Raw genomic sequence first — 24532 nt, forward strand, 5'->3', positions numbered from 1 at the left:
CAAATCATAATTTGCTGAACTTTGTTTCATTACGACATCAGATATTTTTTCAAGAAGTCTCGATATAATTGGCAACTAATTACCCATTTTTGTTGCTGCAATTGAATTAACCCCATATTTTCTAATTGGTAGGCAGTTAATATATCTAAATCGATATTTTTATCTTTTGTTAAAAAGTTTTTCATACTATCTAATAATTGGATATTTTTTTGTAATTTATTTAATAAACTTTGTAAATGTTGACGATAAATTCCTAATTCTGTGATTGCTGTCAGCAAAATTTCTTTTAAGGTTAATTTATGATAGCGCAGATGATAAAGAGTAATATTTAGCAATGCTGGATGTCCCCCGATTAATTCCATTAATTGCTGCACTTGCTCGTTTTGTTGCCAATCAACTCCATAGCGGTTAGCTAACTCAATTACTTGCTCACAAGTAAATTCTGATAATTTCAATGGTAGCCCAATGTTAAAGGGGGATTGATTAATATCCAGAGAAAGATAAACATCTGTGGAATAAACAATCACCAATCGCAGCTTTGTCCATACTTGATCCTGTTGCGCTTCTTCTTGCCAAGAACGTAACAGGGGTAGAAATTCATTGGCTAGATCGGGATATGCAAAAATATGCTGAACTTCATCGAACACCAATAATAGAGGTTTCTCTAAAGATGCAAGCAAACATTCTTTCAGAAAAAGAGTGCAGCTGAGTTTACTACCTATTTCTTCGTCCCAGTGTTTATCGACATTAAATTCTCTGCCTAGTTGACGAGCAATACTAGCAGCTAACCATTGCATGAATAATTGAGGTTTTCGCAAAACATCAATATCAACTTGAGCGATATTTAGTTTTGCAGTCTCATACCCTAACATTTTCGCATGAGCTACAATCCGCAACATCAGAGAAGTTTTACCCATGCCTCGACAACCTTGAATGCGAATGACGCATCCCGGTTGCATGATTTCTTGATATGCTAGTTCTTCTAGTGGAGGACGAGGAATATAGAATTTTGAATCTAAAGATAAAGGGCCGCAGGGATATTTTATATATTCAGTAATCTTTGATTGAGAGTTGTAATTACTCTGTTTGTTGAGTAAAATTTCACTTTTAATTTTCTCTGCACCGAGAAATATGGAAACAATTTCAGATGGTGCAGTCTTTGCTATCATTGTTTTTTGTTGCACAACTAATTCACTTTCTGATAATAAATCTGCATTATCTGAATACTCAGATAAATCTCGATCTATCATCTGCCGAGCTTTTTGGAAATACTCCTGCTGAGAATCAATTTCATTTGCATCATAGAGAGTGTAGTCATCTTCATGCAATGCTAAGTCAAAAGCACTAAAGCAGATTCGGATGGTGCGTGGATCTATCCGAGAATTCAAAGACCATAAACGGCTTAAGCTAGAGGTGGAAATGCCAATGCGATCGCTTAATTCTACCTGGGTAAAACGTTTACCTCCTCTTGTTTGTCTTTCTTCTTCTAAAATTGCAGTTTGCAATCTCTTCAAACCAACAACAGTCAGAACTACTCCTCTTTTTCGCAGGAATTTATTGTTTGATTCTGTCATCTCTAAATGAAATTTTTTATTGGTATTCATATTAATTTTTATTAAAAGCGAGCTTTCACTTTTAAATGGCGTATGTGATGTTTTAATTGTTGTAATTTACATATTACCCGATATATGCGACACTTTAACTGATGTAAGTGAGGTTTTTGAACTGCAAAAATCTCAATTTATTTTTTGGTCGTGACAAAATAAAACAATACTAAAAAAATCTTTAGATATATACGTAAGTAAGGATCTAAAATAGTGTATGAAGATACGAAAGCTTGCTAGTAAGTGAAGTAAACCTTTCCTCAATCCTTCCATTGCTGACGCTACAGGCTATACATCTGACTTTTCACGGGATCTGGAAAACCCCTCTCCAAACCTCTCCCCTACAAGGAGAGAGGCTTTGATTTCTCCCCCTTCCCTTGTAGGGAAGGGGGTTGGGGGGTTAGGTTTTCCGTTGGCTTTTCCACATGACGTGAAAACTCAGGCTATGCATGAGTATTTTTAGCTAATTTGCCTACAAGTTAGGCTAACTGATTTATCTGCACTTGAAGTAAATAGGAAAATATGACAGATTTAGAACTAGCTAAAATTTTGGAACTTACCTGAATCCAGAGTAATAAAAGTTTCTCGGATAAAATTTGTAGTTGTTGCTTTTTATAACTATTCTCAAATGTTTGTATTATAACTTTTGGCAAATGTAATAGTAAATTTATTGTTTTAAATTCTCAGTGATTTTTACCCTTTAGTATTTTATTATTTTTTTATGATCAATAGCCAGGAAATAATCACATTTCCAATATTATAATAGCTACGAGTTTTTTAAATTTAAGGCATTGTTTTAACCCATGTTTAAATCTGTTATCGTTTCATCTCTACTTATCGCTACTGCTGGTTTAAATATACTTCCTTGCATGACTGCTACAGCGCAAGATCCGCCAGCAAATACATACAAAGCCGGAGTTTGGCAACCAGTGGCAAGATTAAATATTAAGAGTCCGATTACTATTCTTATAATTAATAAAGCAGGTTTTTCTATAGACTATGGCATAACGGATGCGAAAGTAAAACGGCCTTTAATTAAGGCAAAACAACAAGTAACTCTCCAAAATCTTCAATATCCTCTACAGTTAGTTATCTATCCCGATTATAATATTGCAGGCAGTGCCAATTATTTTTTGCAATACGCTGTTAAATTAAAAGATCAAGTTGTCGAGGTTACTGTTGAAGAAGCTGACAACGCAAATAAAAGTCATCGTGCTTTGGATATACAAGAAACAGGAGCAGTTTACTTGTATTAAAAGCTATCAAAATTTTATAAATCTCATCTATAGAACTCCGATTTGATTTCTGAAAATATCCTGAGACTGAAAAGCCCGTTTTCTCAGGGTTTTATCTGAAATCTTGTTCAGAAATCAGATATGAGTCCTATATATCGATAAATAAAGTTTTGTCATGTATGGGAGGTATATACGATCAATCAACCTACCCCAATTCTTTGTAACCTTTTATAAATAAGAGATTCTCTTGGTATGAAGCTTTCAAATTCGCTTTTGGTAATCGCCGTGAAAAGCATAGAGAAAACATTCATTGCTCTTTGTTTTGTCACTGCTGGTAGTCTTTTCTGGAGCATGTTGGGGCTAGTTAGCTCTGCCCAAGCTCAAACCTTTGAACCTGAAGCTGTTTCTATCATCATTTCCCAATCTTCTAAACCTGTCACCTACATGACAGTAATCGATAAAAATACAATAGTCATCCAAATTACGGAAGGCGAATTTATCTTCCACGGCTATCTGGAGCGGAAATCTGGCAATAGCTTCATTGGCGAGGACGAGCAGGTGCGTGTAATGTATGACCAAGGTACTAAGCAGGTTGTCGTGATTAACAACAAAACGGGGACTGAGTTTTACAACTACTATTTCTCTAACACCAATGAAGGGGCGCTTTAGGTGAAAGCCAGTCCTTTTGTAACGATTTCTAAGATATTTGCACTGTGAAAAGACAATATGAAAATACACCGTTTAATTCCTGTTATCGTGAGTTCCGTAATCATCACAATTGCCCTCAATGCCCAGGCTCAAAATGCTGGAGATCCCGTTCGTGGACTTCAAGATTTAGTGAATGTACGCGGACGAGACGGAGAATCCATACTCCAGAAGCGGGGCTATAAGTTTCGCTGGGCTGAGAAATCTGATGATTCTACTTATAGCTTTTGGACTCAAACTAAAACAGGTCGGTGCATTAGTGTGAGGACAGAACAAGGTCGCTATGTCTCCCTAGTTGATACCGGAACTACAGCAGATTGCGATCGCGGAGATCAGCCACGTACTCAAAAAACCAGTAATTCGTCTTCCCGACCCTTACCAGACCTAGTAGGAGCCAGGGCTGGTCAAGCAGAGGGCGAAGTGCGGCGGCGGGGATATACCTATCGCCACAACCAAAGAGTGTCAAAAACTTCGGTTGCTTCGTTCTGGGTTGAAGGCAACTCAGGTAAATGTGTAGAAATCGTCACCTCAAACGGTCGCTATCAAAACATCTTTTACGTTGATTGGCATCACTGCCATAAATAATCCCGTTCTTGTGTCTAAACCGATTGACACTGGCAAAATTCTCTATGATTTGCCAGGGTCTTGATGTTCCTAAGTACCCCCTTGAAGTTAGCCAGAATCGGGTCATTCCCATATCTAGACAGGAGCGAAAAATCATGAGTTCAAACTCATTCTCAAAACCCAAAATCGCTATCTTAGCTGCCTGCCTCTATACGGCTGTCATGGGAATTGGTATGTTCTACATGAAAAACTTCAAGGGCATAACCTACGGCGAACCAGAAATGATGAATGTTTTTTGGTTTGTCATGATTGCGGTCAATGCCATTAATATCATGTCCGCTTGATTGCTTATTAAACCCGAAGAACCCCACCCCGCCAAAGCTGTGCTTTGTCTCCCTCCCCGCAGGCGGGGAGGGGGTTGGGGGTGGGGTTATTTTATTATGGGTAATTTGGCGGACATGATATAACGTCTTTTTTGTCAATGGTAAAGTTTCCCAACAAATTCATCTAGATTCAATGCAACCAATGAAAAGCTTGCGAATATTAGCCCCTACTATTGTAGGTTTATTAACTCTTACAGTCACTCATCCTGTTAACGCTCAAGCAGTGATTGACACTTTGGACAACGGTAATCTGAGTGTAACTGGTATGCGATCGGGAAGTGGCTGCACTGTCCTTTTTAACGCTCAGGGAGAGATCCTTCAACAGGGGCGATCCTGTAGTTCAACAGAAATTCGCGAAGCCCAGGAAGCGATCGATACCTATTTGCGAGAACAAGGCACATCTGACAATCACAATGGCAGCGCGTCGCGCCAAAATCTAACGTTGGTCTGCTATGGTGAAGGTCGCAAACCGGCTATCGCAAATCGCAATGGATATGAATGGAACAACCGCCGCCATCGCTACGAACCAAGTAATCGCATAGAGTCAACGACTAGCGACTTCGATTCCGAGGTTCAGGTCGAAATCCGTGGTACACAGGGAAAAATCCATCTCGGCGGAAGGCTCATCGCGCCGATCCATTCGGGCGGTGACAAGGGATGGTGGAAGCTCGACGACCTTAAGGTTTCACGCGATCGCATTACGGGAAAATACCGAATGAACGGGCTAAATAAACCGCGTGTCAATATCGATCGGCGCAGCGGCAGGATCGCCATAGATGGGATTGAAAAGTTTCGGGGTGACTGCGAATCAGGCGATTGGGGCGGTAGCAGAACCCGATTCTAGCTTACTAGTAGTCTGCCAAAGTCTTTTTGACAGGTGGGGGTAAGGGTAAAAGGGGAAAGGCTTTAAACCCTTCCCCTTTTCACTTTACTATTTGTGTGTTGAACTACTACTTACCATATCTTCACGCGGTCTTTCTCATCCAGCCACATAGGATCGCCCGGTTTGATGCCAAAGGCTTTGAAAAATCCCTCCTCATGTTGTAAAGGAGCAAAGCCACGATAACCACCTGGAGGATGGGGATCTGTTGCCGTAATTTGGCGGAGAAAACCTTCCTGGTACTTATCACCCCACAGGCGAGACCAGGCGATGAAGCAACGCTGTTGGGGTGTATAGCCGTCAATCTTTTTGTTGGCTTGGGGATTTTTCTTTAAATACTGCTCTAGTGCCTCATAAGCTAAACCGATCCCACCAATATCAGCAAGATTTTCCCCTACTGTGAGCTTTCCGTTCGCTTTTAATCCTGGAAGTACTTCAAAAGCATCAGCCTGTTTCACCACTTTGTCGGTCTGGGCTACAAACTTGGCAGCATCTTCATTAGTCCACCAATTGCGGAGATTACCCTGAGCATCGTAAAGCCGCCCATGACTGTCAAAACCGTGGGTGATTTCATGACCAATCACCGCCCCAATGGAACAAAAATTTATTGCTGCATCACCTTTTGGATCGAAGTTTGGCGGTTGCAGGAAAGCCGCAGGAATTTCTATGCCGTTCCTGCTGGTACTGTAAGCCGCATTATCACCAACAATAGGTAATGTAGCTGGATCGTTAAATTCATCATGGGTAACTGGTTTGCCAAACTTGGACAGATTGCGACGGTTGTCAAATTCGTTGGTTCGGATGGCGTTACCAAAATAGTCATCCCGACGAATATCAATACTAGAATAATCAATCCATTTCTTTGGATACCCTACTTTAATAACCAGACGGTCAATTTTATCCAGTGCTGATTTACGGGTGGTATCAGTGAGCCATTTGTTTGCTGCCAACCGTGCTTTGAACAAACTCTTGATTTGCCCTATAATTTCCTCTACGCGTTGTTTCGCTTCCAAAGAAAAATATTTCTTGATGTAGAGCTGAGACAAGGGATGACCATATTTTGTAGAGATGACAGTGGACACGCGCTCAGAACGTGGCGGTAATTCGTATTCGTTTCCATAATATGCCTTGGCAAAAGCAAGTGAAGGCTTGTCAAATGCTGGGGTTAAGTAGGCTTGATTTTGATTCAATAAACCCCAACGGAAATAGGTCTTGATGTCATCTATTGGATATTCTTTCAGTATCTGGTTCAGTTCTGCCAAGGAACCGGAATCTATTACAGTGATATTTCCTTTCGCTGGTAATCTCAACTCCTGAAAATAGGTCTTCAAATCTAAATTTGACAACAAAGACTCAAGCTTGGCAAACGACATCTTTGTGAATCGCTTTTGAGGATCTCTTTGCTCGATAGGGGTAAGTTGCTTGCTAGCAATGCGAGTCTCGATTTCTAAAATTTTCTTGGCTGCGGCTAGTGCTGTTTCTGGAGAATCGCCAGCAATTTCCAGGGTGGCTGTTACATAATCCAAATAGGCTTTGCGGATGGCAGCCCTATTTGCACTCAAATAATCTTCCTGGGATGGTAAGCCCAGAGAACCACCAATTATGGCGATGGTATTGGTTGTTGTGTCCTCAGGATCGACATCAACCCCAACCAGCAAAATGACTGGAGCGTTGAGCTTTTTCTGCAATTGGGCAATGGTTTTCGCTAATGCTTGCGGCGAATCAATCGCCTCAACTCGATCGAACATTGGCTTCAGGGGAGAGACTCCCAAGCTTTCTAGCCGTTTCACATCCATGCCCGAAGCATAGAAATTACCAACCTGTTGCAATGGACTTCCTTTAGGAGCCTTGCCACTTTTTTTAGCTGCCTGTTTAATTATCTGCTCTAATTGCTTGGAAACTTTCTCTCCCAGTAGGGAAAGCCCTGTTACGCCTAGTCTGTCAGGAGGAAGCTTAGTATTATCGAGCCACTTCCCGACTGCAAACCGATGGAAGTCCTGCTTCGGGTCTACCGAGGTATCCATTTTCTCTACCGAAAAGCCTAGGGGGAACTGGTTATTAGAAACTTGTTCGGCTGTGTTGCTATTCGATTTTTGTCCTACAGAAGTGCTACAGGATGTGGTGTAAATCCCCATTACCATGATGGTGCTGCTGATTAACCAGGGGGAGATACGAAATTGCTTGTTGTTTTTCATGTTTATTCTCAATATCAATATATATTTATTGCCAGTTTTTTAATTTCATTAAATATTTGACTGGCTCTGGAAGTGACATTGAAGCTAATGTTTGCTTTTCGATTTTGAAATAATTATTTTGGTTAATTGCTTCAGGTTCAGCTAAATTAGGATTTTGATACATTCACAAACTATTAAAAACTAATGGTTAGTTTCTCATAACAGCTTGATTTAAAAAATAAAGAAATACAAAAGTTTTGCGTATATATGTAATCTAAAAGTGATATTCTCACCTTAAATGATGTATATGATGTTTGGATTAAAGTGATTTACTTCTTAACTGATTTAAGTGATATTTATTGAATCGCCCAAGAAATAAAACACTATATTTTGATAACAAAAAATATAAGATAAATAGATATTAAAGGATATATATAAAAAATATTTAAATTTATCTAAAGATGAAGTATCAAAAAATGAGTACAAAAGCTTGTAAAGCAAAAGTTATGATCTAACTTTTAGATAAGTCAGGTCTAATGATTGTAGTGCTTTCTAGCTAATTTGTCTGGAAGTATATTAACTGATTTATCTGCACTTGAAATCAAGAAGAAAACATGGCAAATTTAAATATGTCTAAAATTTTCAGGCTTCTACTCTCTGTTTTTTTACAGTATGGGCAAGCTTAATGAGCAAATCTGACAACAAGCTAGAAATAAAAACTGTGCTTCTGCTTGATAAAATTCGTCTTTCTTTCCGATGCAAATATGCGTTAATACAGGCTAACTGAGTCTGAATTTGTCAATGTTTATCTAGGTAAAAAACCATGAAACTTAAAACATTACTTGTTACCACTGTTGTATCTTTAGCATCATTTGTTGTGACTTTTCCGGTGAAAGCAAATGCTCTTCATGAACAAGCGCAAGGAATAAATGATGTTTATGCAACCTCAAATCCTTCTGTTGTAAACCAGTTAAGCCAACCTGATCTCATCGCTAGAACTAATTGGGCGAGGCTGTCTGGAGGACGGTCAAGAAGAGTTAATCTACGTACAAGACCAACTATCAACTCATCTACTAAGGGCTACGGTTTAGGTGGCGATCGCGTCCAAAACTTGCAATGCGTTCAAGATAAAGATAGACGTGGTAGTCAGCTTAACTGGTGTCGAGTGAAATTCCCGAAATCGGGAGCAATTGGTTGGATTCGTAGCGACAACATTATTTTCAGCGATGGTGGCGAATAAAATCGATTTCTTGATTTTGAGAGCGTAAGTAAGTAGACATAATTAAATATAAAATAAACTTTTAGTTTGTAGTGAGCGATTTATCGCTCAGAGCAAGGATTATCAGGACTAAAGTCCTTACTACAAACAATAAATTTATTTATGCCTAGATACTTACTAGACAATTAAAACGAGAATATTTCTGGCGTTGCTGATTGAAAATATGACTTTATTTTATGCAGAGTCGCAGAGAGTAAGAGTTTGAGAAATGAAGTTTTTGATTTTCATATCCTGATTCAACAACGCCAAATTTCTCATAGCAATTAATTCTAATATTTTATCTTTAGAATTGATTGCTACTAACTTTCTAAATTCATCCTCAAACTCGCCGTGCTTTATTTACATACAGCACTGTATATGAAGAATATTTATAGACATAAGTAATCTAGTAATGACTCTTTGTTAAATCTGCGTTGTAAGCGATTCATTGCAGTTTACCAATCTGAATATTGTTTGCTTCAAAAGCTTCCCGCACCCGTAGGCGGAACTCTCGCCCAACCCTCCATTGTTCTATAGACGCTGTATGCGACAACAACTATAAGTAGTCCAAAGTGACAACCCATAGCTGACCAAGACGTATTATGAAATCCTTATTCTTTCGTTAGCGCGATCGCACTGCTGATTTAGATGCAGTCCCAATTATTGAACAGGATGTGGTGCGAGTTAGTCACCATGATGAAGTTGATGATTTGGTGAGAAAAGGCAAAGATTTGGAGAGAATTGTATTAGCAAGAGCGGTGCGATCGCACTTACAAAATCGTGTATTGGTATATGGGTTCGCGTTCTTGTTGTCCTTGGGGATGGCGGAAGAATGTTTCATCTTCGATACATCCATAGAATTTAGTCAGAGGATATTCTGGAGTTTCAATTTGGGTTTCTGGTTGTAGGGACTCAATGAGGGTTTTTAGCAATGTCAAGCCTCGGCTAAGGTCGAGTTCTTCGGTGAGTTCAGCTAGGGGTGATTAACGGAAAAATTCTGAGAGTTTGGTGGGTTGGTCTGGGTGGGTGTTGTGTGTGGTCAGGCTTTGAGCAAGGAATTGGATCATATACAGCTTATCGTTGGGGGAAAGCTGAAGGAGTTGTTGTTCGAGTTCTGGGATAGCCATGATGAAGTTTAAGTGGAGGATAATTTTATTTTACTTTCACTCTTCAGGGGTTAATTTAGTTTGACTCGTTTTTTACCTATTAATAGTTATTGCATTATCTAGATTTATCACAACTCATATAGGATTGCTATATACAAACAAATTTAAGTCAACAACTTAAGCTTTCAATGAGCCAAACTAGCCTAAATTTAGTTGCAATATCTATCTTTCTCATGACCCTATCGGTACTGGTGGGGCCATTCTTCAACTTATCTCCGGCAGTACCAGCACTTGCTACCTTCACCATCTTAGGCATAGCAACATTAGATAGCTTCAGCCTGCAAGGCAAGGGTGGTACTATCTTTTTAGATTGGATTGCTGGTTTTTCAAAAGAACACCGCGATCGCATCGTCCATCACGAAGCTGGGCATTTCTTAGTTGCTTACCTGTTGGGTATTCCCGTTACCGGCTACACACTCAGCGCTTGGGAAGCTTGGAAACAGGGGCAACCTGGACAAGGCGGCGTTAGCTTTGATGATGGCGAATTAGCATCTCAATTAGAAGTGGGTAAAATCAGCGCCCAAATGCTAGACCGCTACTGCACTGTTTGGATGGCGGGTATTGCTGCTGAAACCCTGGTTTTTAATAATGCTGAGGGTGGAACTGATGATAAAAGCAAGCTGATCGGAGTCTTGACAATGTTAGGCTTTTCTGAATCAGTTTATCAGCAAAAACTGCGGTTTCATGCTCTCCAGGCAAAAACTCTACTGCAAGAAAATTGGTCTAGCTACGAGGCTTTAGTTAATGCCATGCGACAACGCACTTCGGTAGAAGATTGCCATGCTGAGTTAGGAGTAGGGAGTGGCAAGTAGGAAGTTATATCAAGCTAGTAATGAAGAGTTTGTAGTAAGGACTTTAGTGCTTAAAAAAAAGGACTTTAGTCCTTACTACGAACTCATTAACATCATCTTAAACAGAAAAGTTATTCAACTCTGGCGCGGAGTGCAGGAGATGGAAAAAGATTTTCAAATCCAGCTTGTCGCTCAGTTAAAGATTCTAGAGCATCGTTCCAAAGACTTTCATAATAAAAGAAGGTTACGCCAAGACCGCGTTCTTGGGCTGCCCGCACCTGAGACTTAATTTGCTGTATGGGAACTGGGTTATTTCGTAACCCTGTCATAATGCCAACTCCAGTTGGAATTATTTGCTGCGATTCTTGAATTTCTGCGCGGGAAATATTTGCCACAAAACTTTTTAGATCGGGACGATAAATTTGCACAATTAACTCGTCCACAATATTTTGTCGCATCCAACTCAGCCAATCTTGCAAGTGAAACTTGTAAGCAAAATCATAGTAATTAGGAGAAACAGAGAAAATCGCCTGGGGTTTTCTCTGCTTCACAGCTTGATTAAGTTTTACCATGAATGCCGTAATCTTATCTGCTCGCCACTTTACCCATGTCGCATCTTGGGGATTTTTTGGGGGAGGATTCTTCGTTTCTTTGGTGTACAAAGCAACTGTATATTGGTCGTAACCAAATTCGTGAGGTAAACTCATGTGATCGTCAAACTGAATGCCATCGGCATCATATTGAGTAACAGTTTCTAGCACTAGATTGGTGATGAACTGTTGCACTTTTGGATGGAACGGATTAAGCCACATTACCTCACCAGCTGCGCTGTTTGAAGTTTGGCTACCATCCCGCTTTTGTGTGAACCAATCCGGGTAATTCATTGCTAGTTCTGAGGTTGGGGGAGCCATGAAACCAAACTCAAACCAGGGAATCACTAGCAATCCTTTACGATGGGCTTGGTTAATCAAGTCTGCGAGAATATCATGTCCATCTGAACCTTTGTAGACAAAAGGTTGAATGCCTGCACGTTGTGCGATCGCACTAGGATGCATTACATAGCCAGAATTCCATACCACAGGATAAATTGTGTTGAAATTCATCCGCCGCAGTTGACTCACTGCATCCTGCACCTTGTCCCGATTTTTGAGGGTGTCAAAATCATTAGTGGTCATCCAAACCCCGCGAATTTCCTGACGGGGTAACTGTGCGATGGCAGGGGTGAAACTGTCCACCAACAATACACTAATAAACGATATTAAAATGAGAATGGGAAAAAAAGACTTGAGTAGTCGCCGCCGACTTTGGACAATAAAAGGTGATTTCATAAATTTGAATGATGCATTAGCTACCCACACACGCCATTGTTCGCTTTTACGATTGAATCTACTAACCATATAGTCTACAAGTATTTATGCTTAGTACAGAATTGATGAGTTGGTAGTTGTTCGTTCCTTGCTTATGGAACTTTTGCACCAAAAAAACTAAAACAGACAAATTAAGATAGTTGACGCAGCTAATAAGCATTTGTGCCCAATAGATATTGGTATGGGGAATGGGGCATTGGGCGTTAGGAGTGCTGAGTAATGAGTAATGAGTAATGAGTAATGAGTTAGGAGTTAGGAGTTAGGAGTTAGGAGTTTTGTTTATCCCCTTGTCCCCTCATCTCCCTCATCTCCCCTGCTCCTCTGCCCCCTGCTCCCTGCCCTCTGCCCCCTACTCCCTACTCCCTACTCCCTACTCCCGATCTTCACATTCCCCCACGCCTACCTGTGTCACAATAAAGAACTGTAATAAGAAAAATATTGTTAAGGTAATTTAGTGAGTCCAACTGCTCAATCCACGGCAAGTGCGCGTCGCGTAGTATTTCCTTTTACGGCAATTGTGGGCCAGGAAGAAATGAAACTGGCGCTGCTATTGAACGTGATTGACCCCAAAATTGGGGGTGTAATGATTATGGGCGATCGCGGCACCGGGAAATCCACAACTATCCGGGCGCTGGCGGATCTGCTACCAGAAATTTCTGTGGTTGCTAATGACCCCTTCAGTAGCGATCCTAGCGACCCCGACTTAATGAGCGATGAAGTCCGCCAACTGTTAGAACAAGGGGCGGAAATTCCCGTAGCTCACAAAAAAGTTCAAATGGTAGACCTGCCGCTAGGAGCTACAGAAGACCGAGTTTGTGGCACAATCGACATCGAGAAAGCTTTATCTGAAGGTGTCAAAGCTTTTGAACCGGGACTTCTGGCAAAGGCTAACCGAGGCATTCTCTATGTGGATGAAGTCAACTTACTAGATGACCACCTCGTAGACGTGTTACTCGACTCCGCTGCCAGTGGATGGAACACTGTAGAACGAGAAGGTATTTCTATCCGTCACCCAGCGCGTTTCGTGCTTGTGGGTTCTGGAAACCCCGAAGAAGGCGAACTACGCCCCCAATTACTCGATCGCTTTGGGATGCACGCAGAAATTCACACAGTCAAAGAACCAGCCTTACGGGTGCAAATCGTGGAACAACGAGCGGATTTTGACCAAAACCCGCCAGTATTTCTCGAAAATTACAAACCCCAGCAAGAAGCATTACAACAGCAAATTGTCAATGCTCAACAGCTTTTGCCAGAAGTGAAAATTGACTACGATCTGCGGGTGAAAATTTCTGAAGTCTGCTCAGAACTGGATGTAGATGGTTTGCGGGGTGACATTGTTAGTAACCGCGCCGCCAAAGCGTTAACAGCTTATGAAGGACGCACTGAAGTTACAGTTGATGATATCCACCGCGTAATTACGCTATGTTTGCGTCACAGACTGCGGAAAGACCCTTTAGAATCGATTGATTCTGGCTACAAAGTCGCCAAAGTTTTTAGCCGCGTCTTTGGCGTTGAACTACCAGAAAGTGATACTGCACAAAAGAACGGCACAGGTCAAAAATTAGGAGCTAGAGGTTAAAAGTTAGGAGCGGAGCCGGAAACGCTCCGCCTCCGGTGAAGAATTAATAGTTAAGAGTTTTGAATGGAAAGCTGCTTCATATCTCACAACTTTATTTAATTCCTCACTCAACACTGACTATATATATAACTCCTAACTCCTAACTCCTAACTCAGTACTAAAATATGAGATTTTGGTCTTTTTGGTTCAACAGCTTTGTTCTATCTAGCCAATACAACCCGCCCAGGTTTGTAGAATTATTGATGCTCTTATTAGCGATCGCAATGCTTGCAATAGCTAGCATTTTACCTGACATACCCTATTTAATCTTAGGCTTGAGCTTAGTAGTGGGGGCATCTATTTCCATCTTAGTGCGGGAAGCGATCGCACCCTCACCCCAAACACGAATTACCCAACTAACAGCATCCCTATTACTCATCATCAGCCTCTATGGCTTTGCTGATTTAATGTACACTCTTTAAAATTTAATTAATCAGTTAGGAGTTATGAGTGAGAAATTAATTAGCAACTCCTAACTCCTAACTCCTAACTCCTAACTCCTAACTTTTGCATTTACCAATCTTGCATTTCCACCAATTCCATACACAACTCATTAATTTGCTCCAAATCAGGTTTATGAGGTAGGGCAGATTGTTCGCAAACAACTTCCATTTCGGCGACCAAATCTTCTGCTATTTTCATCACCTGTTCATAAGAATACTCACCTTTTAAAATAGCTTTTAAATCTTCAACATCACCAGCTATTCTCCTATCTACAATCACTTCACCTCGCCGCAATATTTCTACTCCACTGCGTAACAATCTAATGCAGTGCATTCCATGTTTGAGGTCAAAACCTGATTTTCTTTCCATTTCTGCCCTAGCCGGATTTCTATTTTCCTGCCAAGATAAGTAAGCCTTCCATTCCCTTAAAGCTATTTGATAGCTTTGGCTTTTCTGAAGCAGACGGATAAAATCTTTACGGCTATTGGTTAACTTTTGGGTATATTCCAAAGTTTCATCAGGTAAAGTATATTGTTTTAACACTCCTTTAAAATCAATATCTGCTGTCAGCAATTGATATAATTGTTCTGCTTCTTCCAAAAACTCAATCCGTCCTCTGATTAAGTTATAAAGATATTCTAGAAAAGCATTTAGCTCATCTTTGCTCAGAGGTGCTTCATCTTCTATAGCAAAGTCAGATGGTATTGGTTTTTTTTGCGGTGGCTTTAACAACCACTTACGATGAGTTTCCATCTTTTTGATTTGGGCAAAGGCATAACCAGTGTAAGTATGTTTTACTTTCTTGCTCAAAAATAACTGCTTATGATCGATTAAATGCTGCCCGACTGCGCTTAAAAAAGGATAGTTATTTAACCAGAGCAATTCTAAAACATTGGGGTTAGCGCCTGCTAATAATTGGAGGATTTTTCTTAATTCATATATAACTGTGTCTTTGTTACCATCAACGAATGGAAATATTCCTGGTTCATCCCAACCAGTATCTTTTTGTTCTATCCGATCAAATCCCAAGTAGTACCTTTTAGGTGCAATAAATACTCCCCGATAATCAAAGTCGGAATCAGGACGATTTAAACCATAGCCGTGGCTACCAGCCAAACCAATTAAAATAGTTCTTTGCTCAACTTCTATTCTTTTCATATCACCTGATTAAAATATAGTCATCCTAACTCATCAGTTAAGCAGGTGGCGAGATGGAGAGTAGAGAAAAGATTTTTAACTCAATACGGTTCAGNTTAAGGAAAAAAATTGTAGGTTGGGTTAAGCAAAGCGCAACCCAACAAAGCTCCGAAAATTTGGGTTTCGTTCCTCAACCCAACCTACACATTTCAAGGTTTTTGGCACTAACTGANACTGTATTGGTTTTTAACTGTCTTCAGATATTACATATTCCCAGAACTTGTATATCTTCCAAAACTGGATGCTCCCCAAATAGATGACGATTAGTACATAACAGCCCTACTTAATCATGCGCGAACAATAAAATCCCCGACTTCTCTAAGAAGTCGGGGATTTGAGCCTTGTGTTTAACAGGAATGCCCTTAAAGGAGATGATGCAACGGTATCCCCTTGAGGAGCAAAACTTGTCAATTCAATTGTTTCTATACTTTCGTTTTCCTAGAACAGAAATTATCTAGGATAAATGTGGCGTCTAGTCCCCCATCCTGGATTGACAATGGCGGCTAAATCTTCTTCAGATAATTTGCTAATCTCACTATCCAGTTCTCTGGTGGTGAAATCATAGCCACGCTCTTGAGCAATCTTGATGAAGGCTTCTGGATCGGCTGTTGCTTTGAGTCTTTGCTGTAATGCTTGATCTTGTTTTACAGCTTGAAAAAGTCGGGCAGCATTTTGCTGTGTCATGACAATCAATCTCCTGTTTGAAATATCAGGTTTGAATGTGATAGTTTAACTCTTGAGGATTCACTAACTTTTGTAAATCATTTATAAATGAGATTCCTTATATTTCATCTTAAAACAAAGAATAAAAATGTGTTGATTTTGATAAAAAAATATAACTTTTCAACTAATACTAACTAATGTTAAGTTTTGATAGATTCAGCCCTAAGATAGTAGCAATTTTTATCTAAAAAGTATTTGTTCTGACTTCTTGTAAATACAATTTACATTCGTGCGAGTGGGCGATGTCTACAAGGCGCTATGTCTATACTTATGACGACAGTTGACTAACTTCCTCCCCACTCTTAGAAAATGAGCGATCGCACAAAGTAATTAACTGATTTCTCATCTTCAGGCTGACCAGATAGCAATTTAGAGCTTGACTTGACGCCTATGAATAAAATAGTATGTTAGATTGTCTGTCTAATTCCTGCTCGGATCAGGTAGACATATTACAAAGGCTGGCAAAAGCATCTCTACAGGAGATAAAAACCAGCTACCTGTACGGCAACCTCAAGGACAATTCCATGACCTACGCGATTATTGAAACTGGCGGCAAACAAATACGAGTAGAGCCAGGGCGGTTTTACGACATTGAACTGCTGGCGATCGAACCAGATGAAAAAGTTACAATAGATTCCGTATTACTCGTGCAGCACGATGGCGAAGTCACCATTGGACAGCCATTAGTAACAGGTGCGACTGTAGAAGGGACTGTAATGCGACATTACAGAGGTCGTAAAGTCCTGGTATACAAAATGAAGCCGAAAAAGAAAACCCGCAAAAAACGGGGGCATCGTCAGGAAATTACCAGACTTATGATTGACTCCATCACCCTCAACGGTGCAGTGTTTGCTGCCCAAGGAGAACCGGAGAAGGAAACCCCAGTTCTAGATAACACTGCTGCTGAAGAAGTTGAAACCGCTGCTGAATAATAAAAGAAGTAGATACACAAGAGGAAATTATGGCTCATAAGAAAGGAACAGGTAGTACACGCAACGGTCGTGATTCTAATGCCCAACGTCTGGGTGTCAAGCGTTATGGCGGTCAAGTTGTACGTGCAGGAAACATTCTCGTGCGTCAACGCGGCACCAAATTCCACCCTGGTAACAACGTCGGTATTGGTAGCGATGACACTTTGTTTGCCTTAATCGACGGTGTTGTAATGTTTGAGAGAAAGGGCAAAACTCGTAAAAAAGTTAGTGTTTATTTACCCATAACTGCTGCTGAGACAGCCCCTGCTGAAGCAGTAGCAAGTTAGAGTATTAGGGTAAGTATCCTGCGGTTGGTGCCAAGTTAAGAGACCTCTTGCAAAAATATATTTTTGCATTCTTAGGGAAAAGGGTAAAGGTTAAAGGGAAAGGGAAAATTTTATTTCTTTCCCCCTTCCCCCTTACCCTTTCCCCTTTACCCCTTCCCCCTTACCCCGCTTGCGTCACGAAAGCGAACTACTAGAAAGTAAAAGTAGTGCGAAGTGCGCCTACAATTGCTGTGTCATTAGCACTAAAGCCTTCGGGGCTAAAGATGAAATATACACCAGGGGTAATGGAGATATTGTCATTAACCCGATAGTTATAAAATGTTTCTAAATGATAGGGAGTCGCGTCTTCTGGACGAGAAGCAATTCCCGCTACAGATTCTCGGTAAAGCGGCTGTCCAAAAATGACGGCGGCGGTGTTCCCTTCATGGAATATATCTCTAAAATGCAACCCAGCCGACCAGCTACTAAAGGTTGTAGAGGCATCTACATTTGAGAGATTAGCAAAAAGCAATGCACCTGATAGCGACAAGGATGTTTTCGGCGCAAACCGCCACGTTACCGTTGCACCCACAGAATTTACATTGATTGGCTCATCAAGAGTTGCTAGTGTCGCGTCACCACCAAACCTCGCTAGTTGTGCTGCATTGGGAGTAAATCGAATAGAAGCAATATCTGCACTACCCAAGCCTGTACCTAGAATATTGATTGTGTGGTAGCTGTGTGCATAGTTGATGCCAATATCAATAGTTGAGATTGGTTTGAGGGTTAGTTGGGCAGCGATCGCTTGTGTGCCGTTAAAGACACCTGCTCCCAAAGGTGTGTTCAAAAGACCACGATCTTCTGATATTGGAGCGGAACCACTACCATAGATAACTCCGAGTCCTACTTGTTTTGAAGGATTCCACAAAAAACCAGCACCCGCTAATAAACCCGTACCAGAAGTGCCTCCTGTAATTCTGACAGCAGCGTTATAACCTGCAAATCGAGAGATTGCACCTTGGCTATCGCTGGCGTAGGGAGTGATGGCAGGAAAAACATCTGTAATCTCTGCATTAGTTCCACCAAAGACAACGAATTTCTGAGACAACGGTAAGACATAAGCTAGCTTGTAAAGACTAACTGAGTTTGCTCCGCCATCAGGTTGTAGTGTCTGGGGGTTAAAGCCAGGAAATTGAGGTTCAAAGCTTAACTTGGTTGAACCTGCGCCAAGAAAACTTGAATTTGGCAATAATTGGCCTTGAATGGTTCCTCTTTCATAAAATGAACCGCTCGATCTAAAGTTGTAAGCTTGGAGTCCAACAATCAACAAATCACTGCCGTTAAAGCTGCTGGTAAGATTGAGCCGGACGCGATTATTGAAGGCTAATTTAGCATCTTGGCTGCCTGGTTCTCCACCTGTGGCTGTGGACAAAGAAAAAATCGCTTCGCCATTAAGTTTAGTTGTGGTAGAAAACTGTTGCTTCTCTAAGGTAGCTGTGTGAGTTTCTAAGGCATCTACTCGACCACGCAATGTTGCAAGTTCAGATGCAAATTGTTCTTGAAGTTTTTGGAGAGTAGTTAAATCTTCTTTCTTAACTAAATCACCAGTACTAGTAGCAATCAGTTCGTTGATTCTATCTAAGCAAGCATTCAATCCCGCAGCAAATTCATAACGGCTTAAGGCGCGATTTCCTTTATAAGTACTGTCAGGATATCCCACAATGCAACCGTAACGTTCCACTACCGATTGCAGTGCAAGAAAAGCCCAATCTGTTGTCTTAACATCAGATAGTTGAGATACAGAGTTGACTTGAGCGATCGCATTCGATTCTTGAAAATTAGAATTAGTTGAAAAGACGCTACTGTTGTCTTTGTCTGCGCTATCAAAATTGTTTACAGGATTGTCTGCACTGAGTTGAGCATTTGCTGGAGATGCACCCAGTGAAATTAAAGCAGTAAGTAAGCACAGGCAACTGACTCTTCCCGTATACATTAAATTGTAGTAATTCATACCCATTCCTCACACACAAAAGAAAACACCACGTTTTTTGTGAATACTAATTATTCACAAGTTAAAGCTAACTAGCAAAAACAATCTCTCAAGAATTAAATACTCTTTTTGTTGGGAGTTTGCCGATTAAACATGCGAACTTATGCTGCACAAAATTACTTTGTACAGAGTTCACATAGGAATATCTCAGTCGATGCATCGGCTGAGAATAGTTGTAGCTTTTATCAAGCTCAAAATTGAAATTTCAACAATTACTTAGTCATGAGTAAGGACTTCATTATTTTAAAAAATGCTTTTTGTAATTTTTAAACTACTTAAACTTTATAGATACACTATAGTTTTGATAAGTGCTACTTTACCATGTATTTTTTACAAAAATAAACATTTTTAATGTTTTTACTATATAATACAAATAATAGTCATTATATTAAATAATATTATAATAAGTAGCTTTTTGATAATATCAAAATATATAATCCGCTCATATCATGTCCGCTTGATTACTTACTAAACCCCAAGAACCCCANCCCCGCCAAAGCTGCGCTTTGTCTCCCCTCCCGAAGAGCGGGGAGGNNGGTGCAATGACTGTGGAAATCATAACTAATTATGCGGACATGATATCATTCGTGCAATCAATAATGAGTTTATTTTCAGACGAAACAATGGCNATTGTTAGCNNNAACAATGCCATTGCAACTCTAAAAGACTTGTGTATATACCGTAGCTTTACAAAGAAAGAGGTTTTTTAGCCAAGAGTGAACAGTCAGATTAATAATAGCTGCCAGATTTTCGATGCTCCAAAGCAGTGACACCATCATTTTCTAACACTTCACCGCGATCGATGACGGCATAAATTAACCATCTATCGCCACATTCTAGCTGATTTTGCACTGTACATTCTAAATAGGCTAATGCCTCATTCAGAATTAAACAACCATTCAGAGCCGTTTTTGTGGCAAGATTTGCAAAGGGATTATCGCCTAAAGTGCTATGACGAGAAAAATAGCGTCGGACATTTCTTCCTTCTTTGAGGATATTTAGCACAAATTTATCACCAGGATGATGCATTAACTCTGCATTCTGCTCATTAGCGATCGCAATCATAATTCCTGGTGGGTTAAAAGTTGCCTGAGATACCCAAGAAGTTAAAACCCCTTTGTGAGTTTCTTCATCACGAGTTGTCACAACACACAGAGAACCAACGATCCGACCCACCGCTTGTTCGGTACGATCTACATGGGTTTCTGTGACAATCTGGCGGGAAGTCCGCAGTTTTTTAGTTTTCTTCAAGTTTTGGGCAAAAAAAGCACCTGGCTTCTTCACACTGCTGAAGAATCTCAGGAGTCGGACTGAAACGCACCCGAATTGTTTCAAACCCTAGTTGATAATTAGCATCTTTGAGCTTGCTTTCGATTAAATCTATTGCCTCGCCACTCCAGCCATAAGAACCAAACACCCCTGCTAACTTAGTTTTAACCGCCACCGAGAGAACTATTCCTAAAGCAGTTTGAATTTGAGTTGGTGCATGGCCGCCTAATGTGGGTGAGCCGATAATCAAGCCATCACAGGATTCTACAATGCGGTTAATCTCCGCAGAATCGGCTAGTTCACAGTTAATCGATTCTACATTAACTCCATTTTGGATCAAACCTTGAGCGATCGCATTCGCCAGAGTTGCTGTATTTCCATAAGCAGAAGCATAAAGCAAAGCGACACTCAATTCTTGAGATTTTTGTCCTTGACACCATTGACGGTAATCATAAGTAAAACGACTCAAGCTGTAACGCACAACTGGCCCGTGTGCTGGGGCATAACATCTGGCTCCCAAAAGCGATATTTTATCTAAAGCTACTTCGACTTGTTTCGCTTGGGGGGCATGGAGACATTCAAAATAGTAACGACGTTCCGCATCTAAACCCTTCCAATCTTCATCAAACAAAGTATCTTCGCAAATATGAGCGCCAAATAGTTTGTCTGTGTAGAGAATTTTTGTGGCGGCATCATAAGTACAAAGTCCATCCGCCCAGCGGGGAGTCGGTACGGTGATAAATGATAAAAGATGTCCTTGTCCTAAATCTAGAGTATCCTGCGATCGCATCGCTTGAATAGGTGATTCAAATTCGGGAAAAGCGGTTTTGAGAGCATTGGCGGCGGGGCGAGAACAAATGAGAGTGGCTTGAGGAACCAAAGAGAGCAATACTCGCAAGGTTGCTCTGCGGTTGGGGTTGACATGACTGAGAACAATGTAATCGAGGGAGATGAAATCTAGATGTTGTGCAAGTTGCTCAAGGTAAATTTCGGTAAAAGATTCGCCGGGAGGGTCAATTAAAGCCTTTTTATCAGCTTGAATCAGATAAGAATTTGCTGTAGTCCCTCGTTGGCGGGAATATTCCACCTCAAATTTTAGTCTGTCCCAAGTCCGCGATCGCAAAATCAGAGTATTTTTACCAATTTCAGCAACTTGTACATCTCTGCTATGGTTGGGTGTTAATGTAGCGACAGACATAATAACCTCTGTTAATAATGGGGAATTGGGAATTAGGAATTAGGAATTGGGTGTTGGACATGGCAGAAGATTCTCCTTTCTACAGACACGATTAATCGCGTCTCTACCCACTCCCGTTCGACTACGCTCATGGCAAGCCTACTCCCTATTTTTAATGACCATTGTTTTGTATTAATTCAGACTTGGCTCGGCTTTTATAGCGTTTAGATATCTCTTGTTCGGGATCGATACCTTCAAAGGTAGGGGGTAGCCAAACTCGGAGGAACAATAGTACTCCCAGGACTAATAAAAAAGCACAAGTTGCTAAAACTTGACTCCAACTTGTTTCTAGAACACCTTTAACAATGACTTCTCGCAAAGCGGAAACAATGGAAACTTCAACAGCTACCCCAATAGATACTCGATGTTCCTGTAGGTAAATAATTAACAATCGGAATAGCTCAACTAAGATAAGTAAAAAGAGAATATCGGCAGTAACAGCATGAAAATCTAGAGGTGGAAGTAATGAGAGAAACATATCTCTCACCTGAAGCACCATAAAGCTAAATAAACCAATACACAAACAAATCACAATCACATCTTGGATAAATTCCAAGGTTCGCACAACGCGACCACGATTGATTTCGTACATGCTAATCGGGGTATTTTCAACAGATTTATACATAGTTTTTTGGGAGACGCGATTCATCGCGTCTGTACAAGAATGGGTAGAGACGCGATGAATCGCGTCTGTGGTAAGCAGGGAAAATAAGGGAGGCAAGGGGACAAGGAGAATGACCAATGACAAATGACTATTTAATAATGATTGCCAATTTTGCGGTGATGAGCGGCGGTAAGTGCATTTAGTTTGGCGACCCTTCCAGTTTGGACTGTACTATAAATTACCCAATGATCTCCACAATCCATGCGGCTAGTGATTTCACATTCCATGTAAGCTAAAGCTTCAGCTAAAACGGGCGATTCATTTTTAGCTGGATATGTTTTCACTCCCGCAAATCTATCTGCACCAGGAGCAAAACGTTTGAGGAAATGTTTCATTAATCCTTGATATTTGCCTTCTTCTAAAACATTTAAAACAAAGCGATCGCCAACGTGCATTAAAGATTCAATTGCCCGATCTTTAGATACTGCGATCGCAACTCCTAAAGGCTCAAGACTCGCTTGTGTCACCCAAGAAGCAAACATTGCACTTTGAATTTCTCCTTTTTTGGCGGTAACAATGTATAATCCTGTGCTAATCCGCCCTAAAGCTTTCTCTAACTCGGTATTGATAGATTTTATCTGTTTTATGGTGCGATCGCGGTTCAACCATTGACCCATATCTGTCCCCGCTTCATCACAAAGCTGTTCCGTTGCTTGGGTAGGAATTTCCTTAACTAAAATAGGTGGAAAAGCTTCAGTTAATCCCAGTTCTTGAAACTTATTACGTAAAGGATAAATGGGTTCATCTTCTCCACCTCCAGACTCTAATAAACCAACAGCCTGTTTTTTGTGAACAGCAGCTAAAATCGTACTTAAAGCCGCTTGAACCATCACCGAAGATTGGGGTGGCATTGCAATTACTAAACCAGAAGATTGTGCAACTAATTCTCGAACTTCTTGAGGTTCTGAACTATTGAGAGGAACTAATTCTACCGCCGCACCTGTTTTCGCGCATCCATGAGCTATAGTACGGACTAACTGCTCGCTATAACCGTAATCTTCAACATAAAATAGAGCTACTAAAGTCTCTGTTTTTGCCTGTTCTAAACTCCAGTTTTGATACCGTCCGAGCCATTCAGATATATAGTGTTTTAATAAAGGGCCATGTCCTGTAGCAACTGTTGTTATTTCTAACTTTTCAATTCGCTTTAAAGCTGCCAGGACAGACCGAGCATTAGGCCCCATCAAACAATCATAATAATATTGAAAGTCTTCCTCAAGTAAGGTGATATTTTCATCATAAGTATGGTCATCACAGTAGTGCATCCCAAACACATCGCAGGTGTAGAGAGTGCTAGTTTTGTGGTCATAAGTGAAGATTGTGTCAGGCCAGTGTAAGTTAGGTGCAGAGATAAATTCTAATTCGTGCCCGTTGCCTAAATCTAATCGCTCTCCACTTTTCACCTGCATTGATTTAAAAGGCTGGTGAACCATATTTTCTAAAAATTGAATAGCTACCTTAGCACCGACAATAGTAATGGAAGGAGCTAATTGCAAAATATTTTTCACTAAGCCACTGTGATCGGGTTCTGTGTGGCTAATAATCAAATAATCTATTTTAGTTGGATCGATTAATCCCACCACTATCTCAAGATATAATTCCTCAAACTTACGGTGAGATGTGTCAACTAAAGCAACTTTTTCTCCCTGAATTAAAAAAGAATTATAAGTAGTACCATTCCGTAGACCAAACTCGACATCAAAACGTTCTCTATCCCAGTCTAGACAACGAATAGCAGTCGTTTGAGGAGCAATTTCAACAGTTTCAACTGTCAAACGTCCTGGGTTGGGAGTAGCTTGAGTAAGCTCTATGAGTGCAACCATTGTTTTCTCCAAAAAGATTGTTATATGAAGCGAGGTTGATGTTTCTTATATTTACCTGAAATACTCAATTAGTAAAATGCCAATTTCTAAAGCTAATCATCAGAAACTTTTATTCATCATTTAGATTGATTTACCATTGAATT

At 40.5% G+C, this 24532-nt stretch carries 20 protein-coding genes and 2 pseudogenes; 11 read left to right on the forward strand and 11 right to left on the reverse strand.

The annotated features are described in order from the left end of the window. Positions 1-29 precede the first annotated feature (29 nt). A complete protein-coding gene (locus QUD05_RS25670; RefSeq protein ID WP_289798553.1) occupies positions 30-1604 on the reverse strand; it encodes an AAA-like domain-containing protein in 1575 nt (524 codons plus the stop codon). 803 nt (positions 1605-2407) lie between these two features. On the opposite strand from QUD05_RS25670, the gene QUD05_RS25675 reads away from it, so the two are divergent. The 4 genes from QUD05_RS25675 to QUD05_RS25690 all read left to right on the forward strand — a co-directional run bounded on the left by QUD05_RS25675 (position 2408) and on the right by QUD05_RS25690 (position 5335). Next, positions 2408-2860, forward strand: coding sequence for a hypothetical protein (locus QUD05_RS25675; protein ID WP_289798554.1), 453 nt, complete (start codon positions 2408-2410; stop codon positions 2858-2860). Between the two features lie 231 nt (positions 2861-3091). Next, positions 3092-3508 carry a hypothetical protein gene (locus QUD05_RS25680; protein WP_289798555.1) on the forward strand — a complete coding sequence of 139 codons (417 nt, stop codon included), beginning with the start codon at positions 3092-3094 and terminating at the stop codon, positions 3506-3508. Between the two features lie 57 nt (positions 3509-3565). Then, complete coding sequence (locus QUD05_RS25685) at positions 3566-4129, forward strand: hypothetical protein (RefSeq protein ID WP_289798556.1); 564 nt, start codon at positions 3566-3568, stop codon at positions 4127-4129. A gap of 495 nt (positions 4130-4624) precedes the next feature. Next, on the forward strand, positions 4625-5335 hold the full coding sequence (locus QUD05_RS25690) for a hypothetical protein (protein ID WP_289798557.1): 711 nt from the start codon (positions 4625-4627) through the stop codon (positions 5333-5335). A 110-nt stretch (positions 5336-5445) separates the two neighbouring features. Here QUD05_RS25690 and QUD05_RS25695 read toward each other — a convergent pair whose 3' ends face one another. Next, positions 5446-7566, reverse strand: a complete 2121-nt coding sequence (locus QUD05_RS25695; protein WP_289798558.1) for a M13 family metallopeptidase — start codon at positions 7564-7566, stop codon at positions 5446-5448. Between the two features lie 802 nt (positions 7567-8368). On the opposite strand from QUD05_RS25695, the gene QUD05_RS25700 reads away from it, so the two are divergent. Beyond that, entirely contained in the window at positions 8369-8785 is a 417-nt protein-coding gene (locus tag QUD05_RS25700; RefSeq protein WP_289798559.1) for an SH3 domain-containing protein, read from the forward strand. A gap of 463 nt (positions 8786-9248) precedes the next feature. Here QUD05_RS25700 and QUD05_RS34180 read toward each other — a convergent pair whose 3' ends face one another. Beyond that, positions 9249-9359: a hypothetical protein gene (locus tag QUD05_RS34180; RefSeq protein ID WP_354666155.1), complete on the reverse strand. Its 111-nt coding sequence runs from the start codon at positions 9357-9359 to the stop codon at positions 9249-9251. A gap of 79 nt (positions 9360-9438) precedes the next feature. Between QUD05_RS34180 and QUD05_RS25705 the strand changes: the two are divergent. Next, positions 9439-9600 (forward strand): annotated as a pseudogene (locus QUD05_RS25705) (formyltetrahydrofolate deformylase); the annotation flags it as partial. Here QUD05_RS25705 and QUD05_RS25710 read toward each other — a convergent pair. Further along, entirely contained in the window at positions 9574-9735 is a 162-nt protein-coding gene (locus QUD05_RS25710) for a hypothetical protein (protein WP_289798560.1), read from the reverse strand. The pseudogene QUD05_RS25705 and the gene QUD05_RS25710 overlap by 27 nt on opposite strands. Positions 9736-10097: 362 nt before the next feature. On the opposite strand from QUD05_RS25710, the gene QUD05_RS25715 reads away from it, so the two are divergent. Continuing rightward, positions 10098-10781: an ATP-dependent Zn protease gene (locus QUD05_RS25715; protein ID WP_289798561.1), complete on the forward strand. Its 684-nt coding sequence runs from the start codon at positions 10098-10100 to the stop codon at positions 10779-10781. Between the two features lie 110 nt (positions 10782-10891). Here QUD05_RS25715 and QUD05_RS25720 read toward each other — a convergent pair whose 3' ends face one another. Beyond that, on the reverse strand, positions 10892-12157 hold the full coding sequence (locus QUD05_RS25720) for a glycoside hydrolase family 10-like protein (protein WP_289798562.1): 1266 nt from the start codon (positions 12155-12157) through the stop codon (positions 10892-10894). A 424-nt stretch (positions 12158-12581) separates the two neighbouring features. Here QUD05_RS25720 and bchI point away from each other — a divergent pair, with 424 nt between their 5' ends. Together bchI and QUD05_RS25730 are read left to right on the forward strand one after the other, a co-directional pair. Continuing rightward, positions 12582-13706: a magnesium chelatase ATPase subunit I gene (gene bchI, locus QUD05_RS25725; RefSeq protein ID WP_289798563.1), complete on the forward strand. Its 1125-nt coding sequence runs from the start codon at positions 12582-12584 to the stop codon at positions 13704-13706. A 164-nt stretch (positions 13707-13870) separates the two neighbouring features. Then, positions 13871-14167 carry a hypothetical protein gene (locus tag QUD05_RS25730; RefSeq protein WP_094348316.1) on the forward strand — a complete coding sequence of 99 codons (297 nt, stop codon included), beginning with the start codon at positions 13871-13873 and terminating at the stop codon, positions 14165-14167. A gap of 91 nt (positions 14168-14258) precedes the next feature. Here the strand turns inward: QUD05_RS25730 and QUD05_RS25735 are convergent, their stop codons facing one another. Then, a complete protein-coding gene (locus QUD05_RS25735; protein ID WP_289798564.1) occupies positions 14259-15347 on the reverse strand; it encodes a nucleotidyltransferase domain-containing protein in 1089 nt (362 codons plus the stop codon). A 489-nt stretch (positions 15348-15836) separates the two neighbouring features. Beyond that, on the reverse strand, positions 15837-16070 hold the full coding sequence (locus QUD05_RS25740; protein ID WP_289798565.1) for a Nif11-like leader peptide family natural product precursor: 234 nt from the start codon (positions 16068-16070) through the stop codon (positions 15837-15839). Positions 16071-16633: 563 nt separating this feature from the next. Between QUD05_RS25740 and rplU the strand changes: the two genes are divergently transcribed. Then, the gene (rplU, locus tag QUD05_RS25745; RefSeq protein ID WP_289800080.1) at positions 16634-17041 is read left to right on the forward strand and encodes a 50S ribosomal protein L21; all 408 of its coding nucleotides are present in this window, start codon (positions 16634-16636) and stop codon (positions 17039-17041) included. Positions 17042-17070: 29 nt separating this feature from the next. Then, complete coding sequence (gene rpmA, locus QUD05_RS25750; protein WP_289798566.1) at positions 17071-17367, forward strand: 50S ribosomal protein L27; 297 nt, start codon at positions 17071-17073, stop codon at positions 17365-17367. Between the two features lie 190 nt (positions 17368-17557). Here rpmA and QUD05_RS25755 read toward each other — a convergent pair whose 3' ends face one another. From QUD05_RS25755 to QUD05_RS25770, 4 genes and pseudogenes are all read right to left on the reverse strand, one after another. Beyond that, positions 17558-19357 carry an iron uptake porin gene (locus tag QUD05_RS25755; RefSeq protein ID WP_289798567.1) on the reverse strand — a complete coding sequence of 600 codons (1800 nt, stop codon included), beginning with the start codon at positions 19355-19357 and terminating at the stop codon, positions 17558-17560. A gap of 768 nt (positions 19358-20125) precedes the next feature. After that, positions 20126-21863 (reverse strand): annotated as a pseudogene (locus QUD05_RS25760) (diflavin flavoprotein). Positions 21864-22014: 151 nt separating this feature from the next. Further along, positions 22015-22527 (reverse strand): phosphate-starvation-inducible PsiE family protein, encoded by a 513-nt coding sequence (locus QUD05_RS25765; protein ID WP_289798568.1) that lies wholly within the window; start codon positions 22525-22527, stop codon positions 22015-22017. Between the two features lie 131 nt (positions 22528-22658). Further along, a complete protein-coding gene (locus tag QUD05_RS25770) occupies positions 22659-24389 on the reverse strand; it encodes a diflavin flavoprotein (protein WP_289798569.1) in 1731 nt (576 codons plus the stop codon). Positions 24390-24532: the final 143 nt, after the last annotated feature.

This window comes from Nostoc sp. GT001 (assembly GCF_030382115.1).
Lineage (GTDB): Bacteria > Cyanobacteriota > Cyanobacteriia > Cyanobacteriales > Nostocaceae > Nostoc.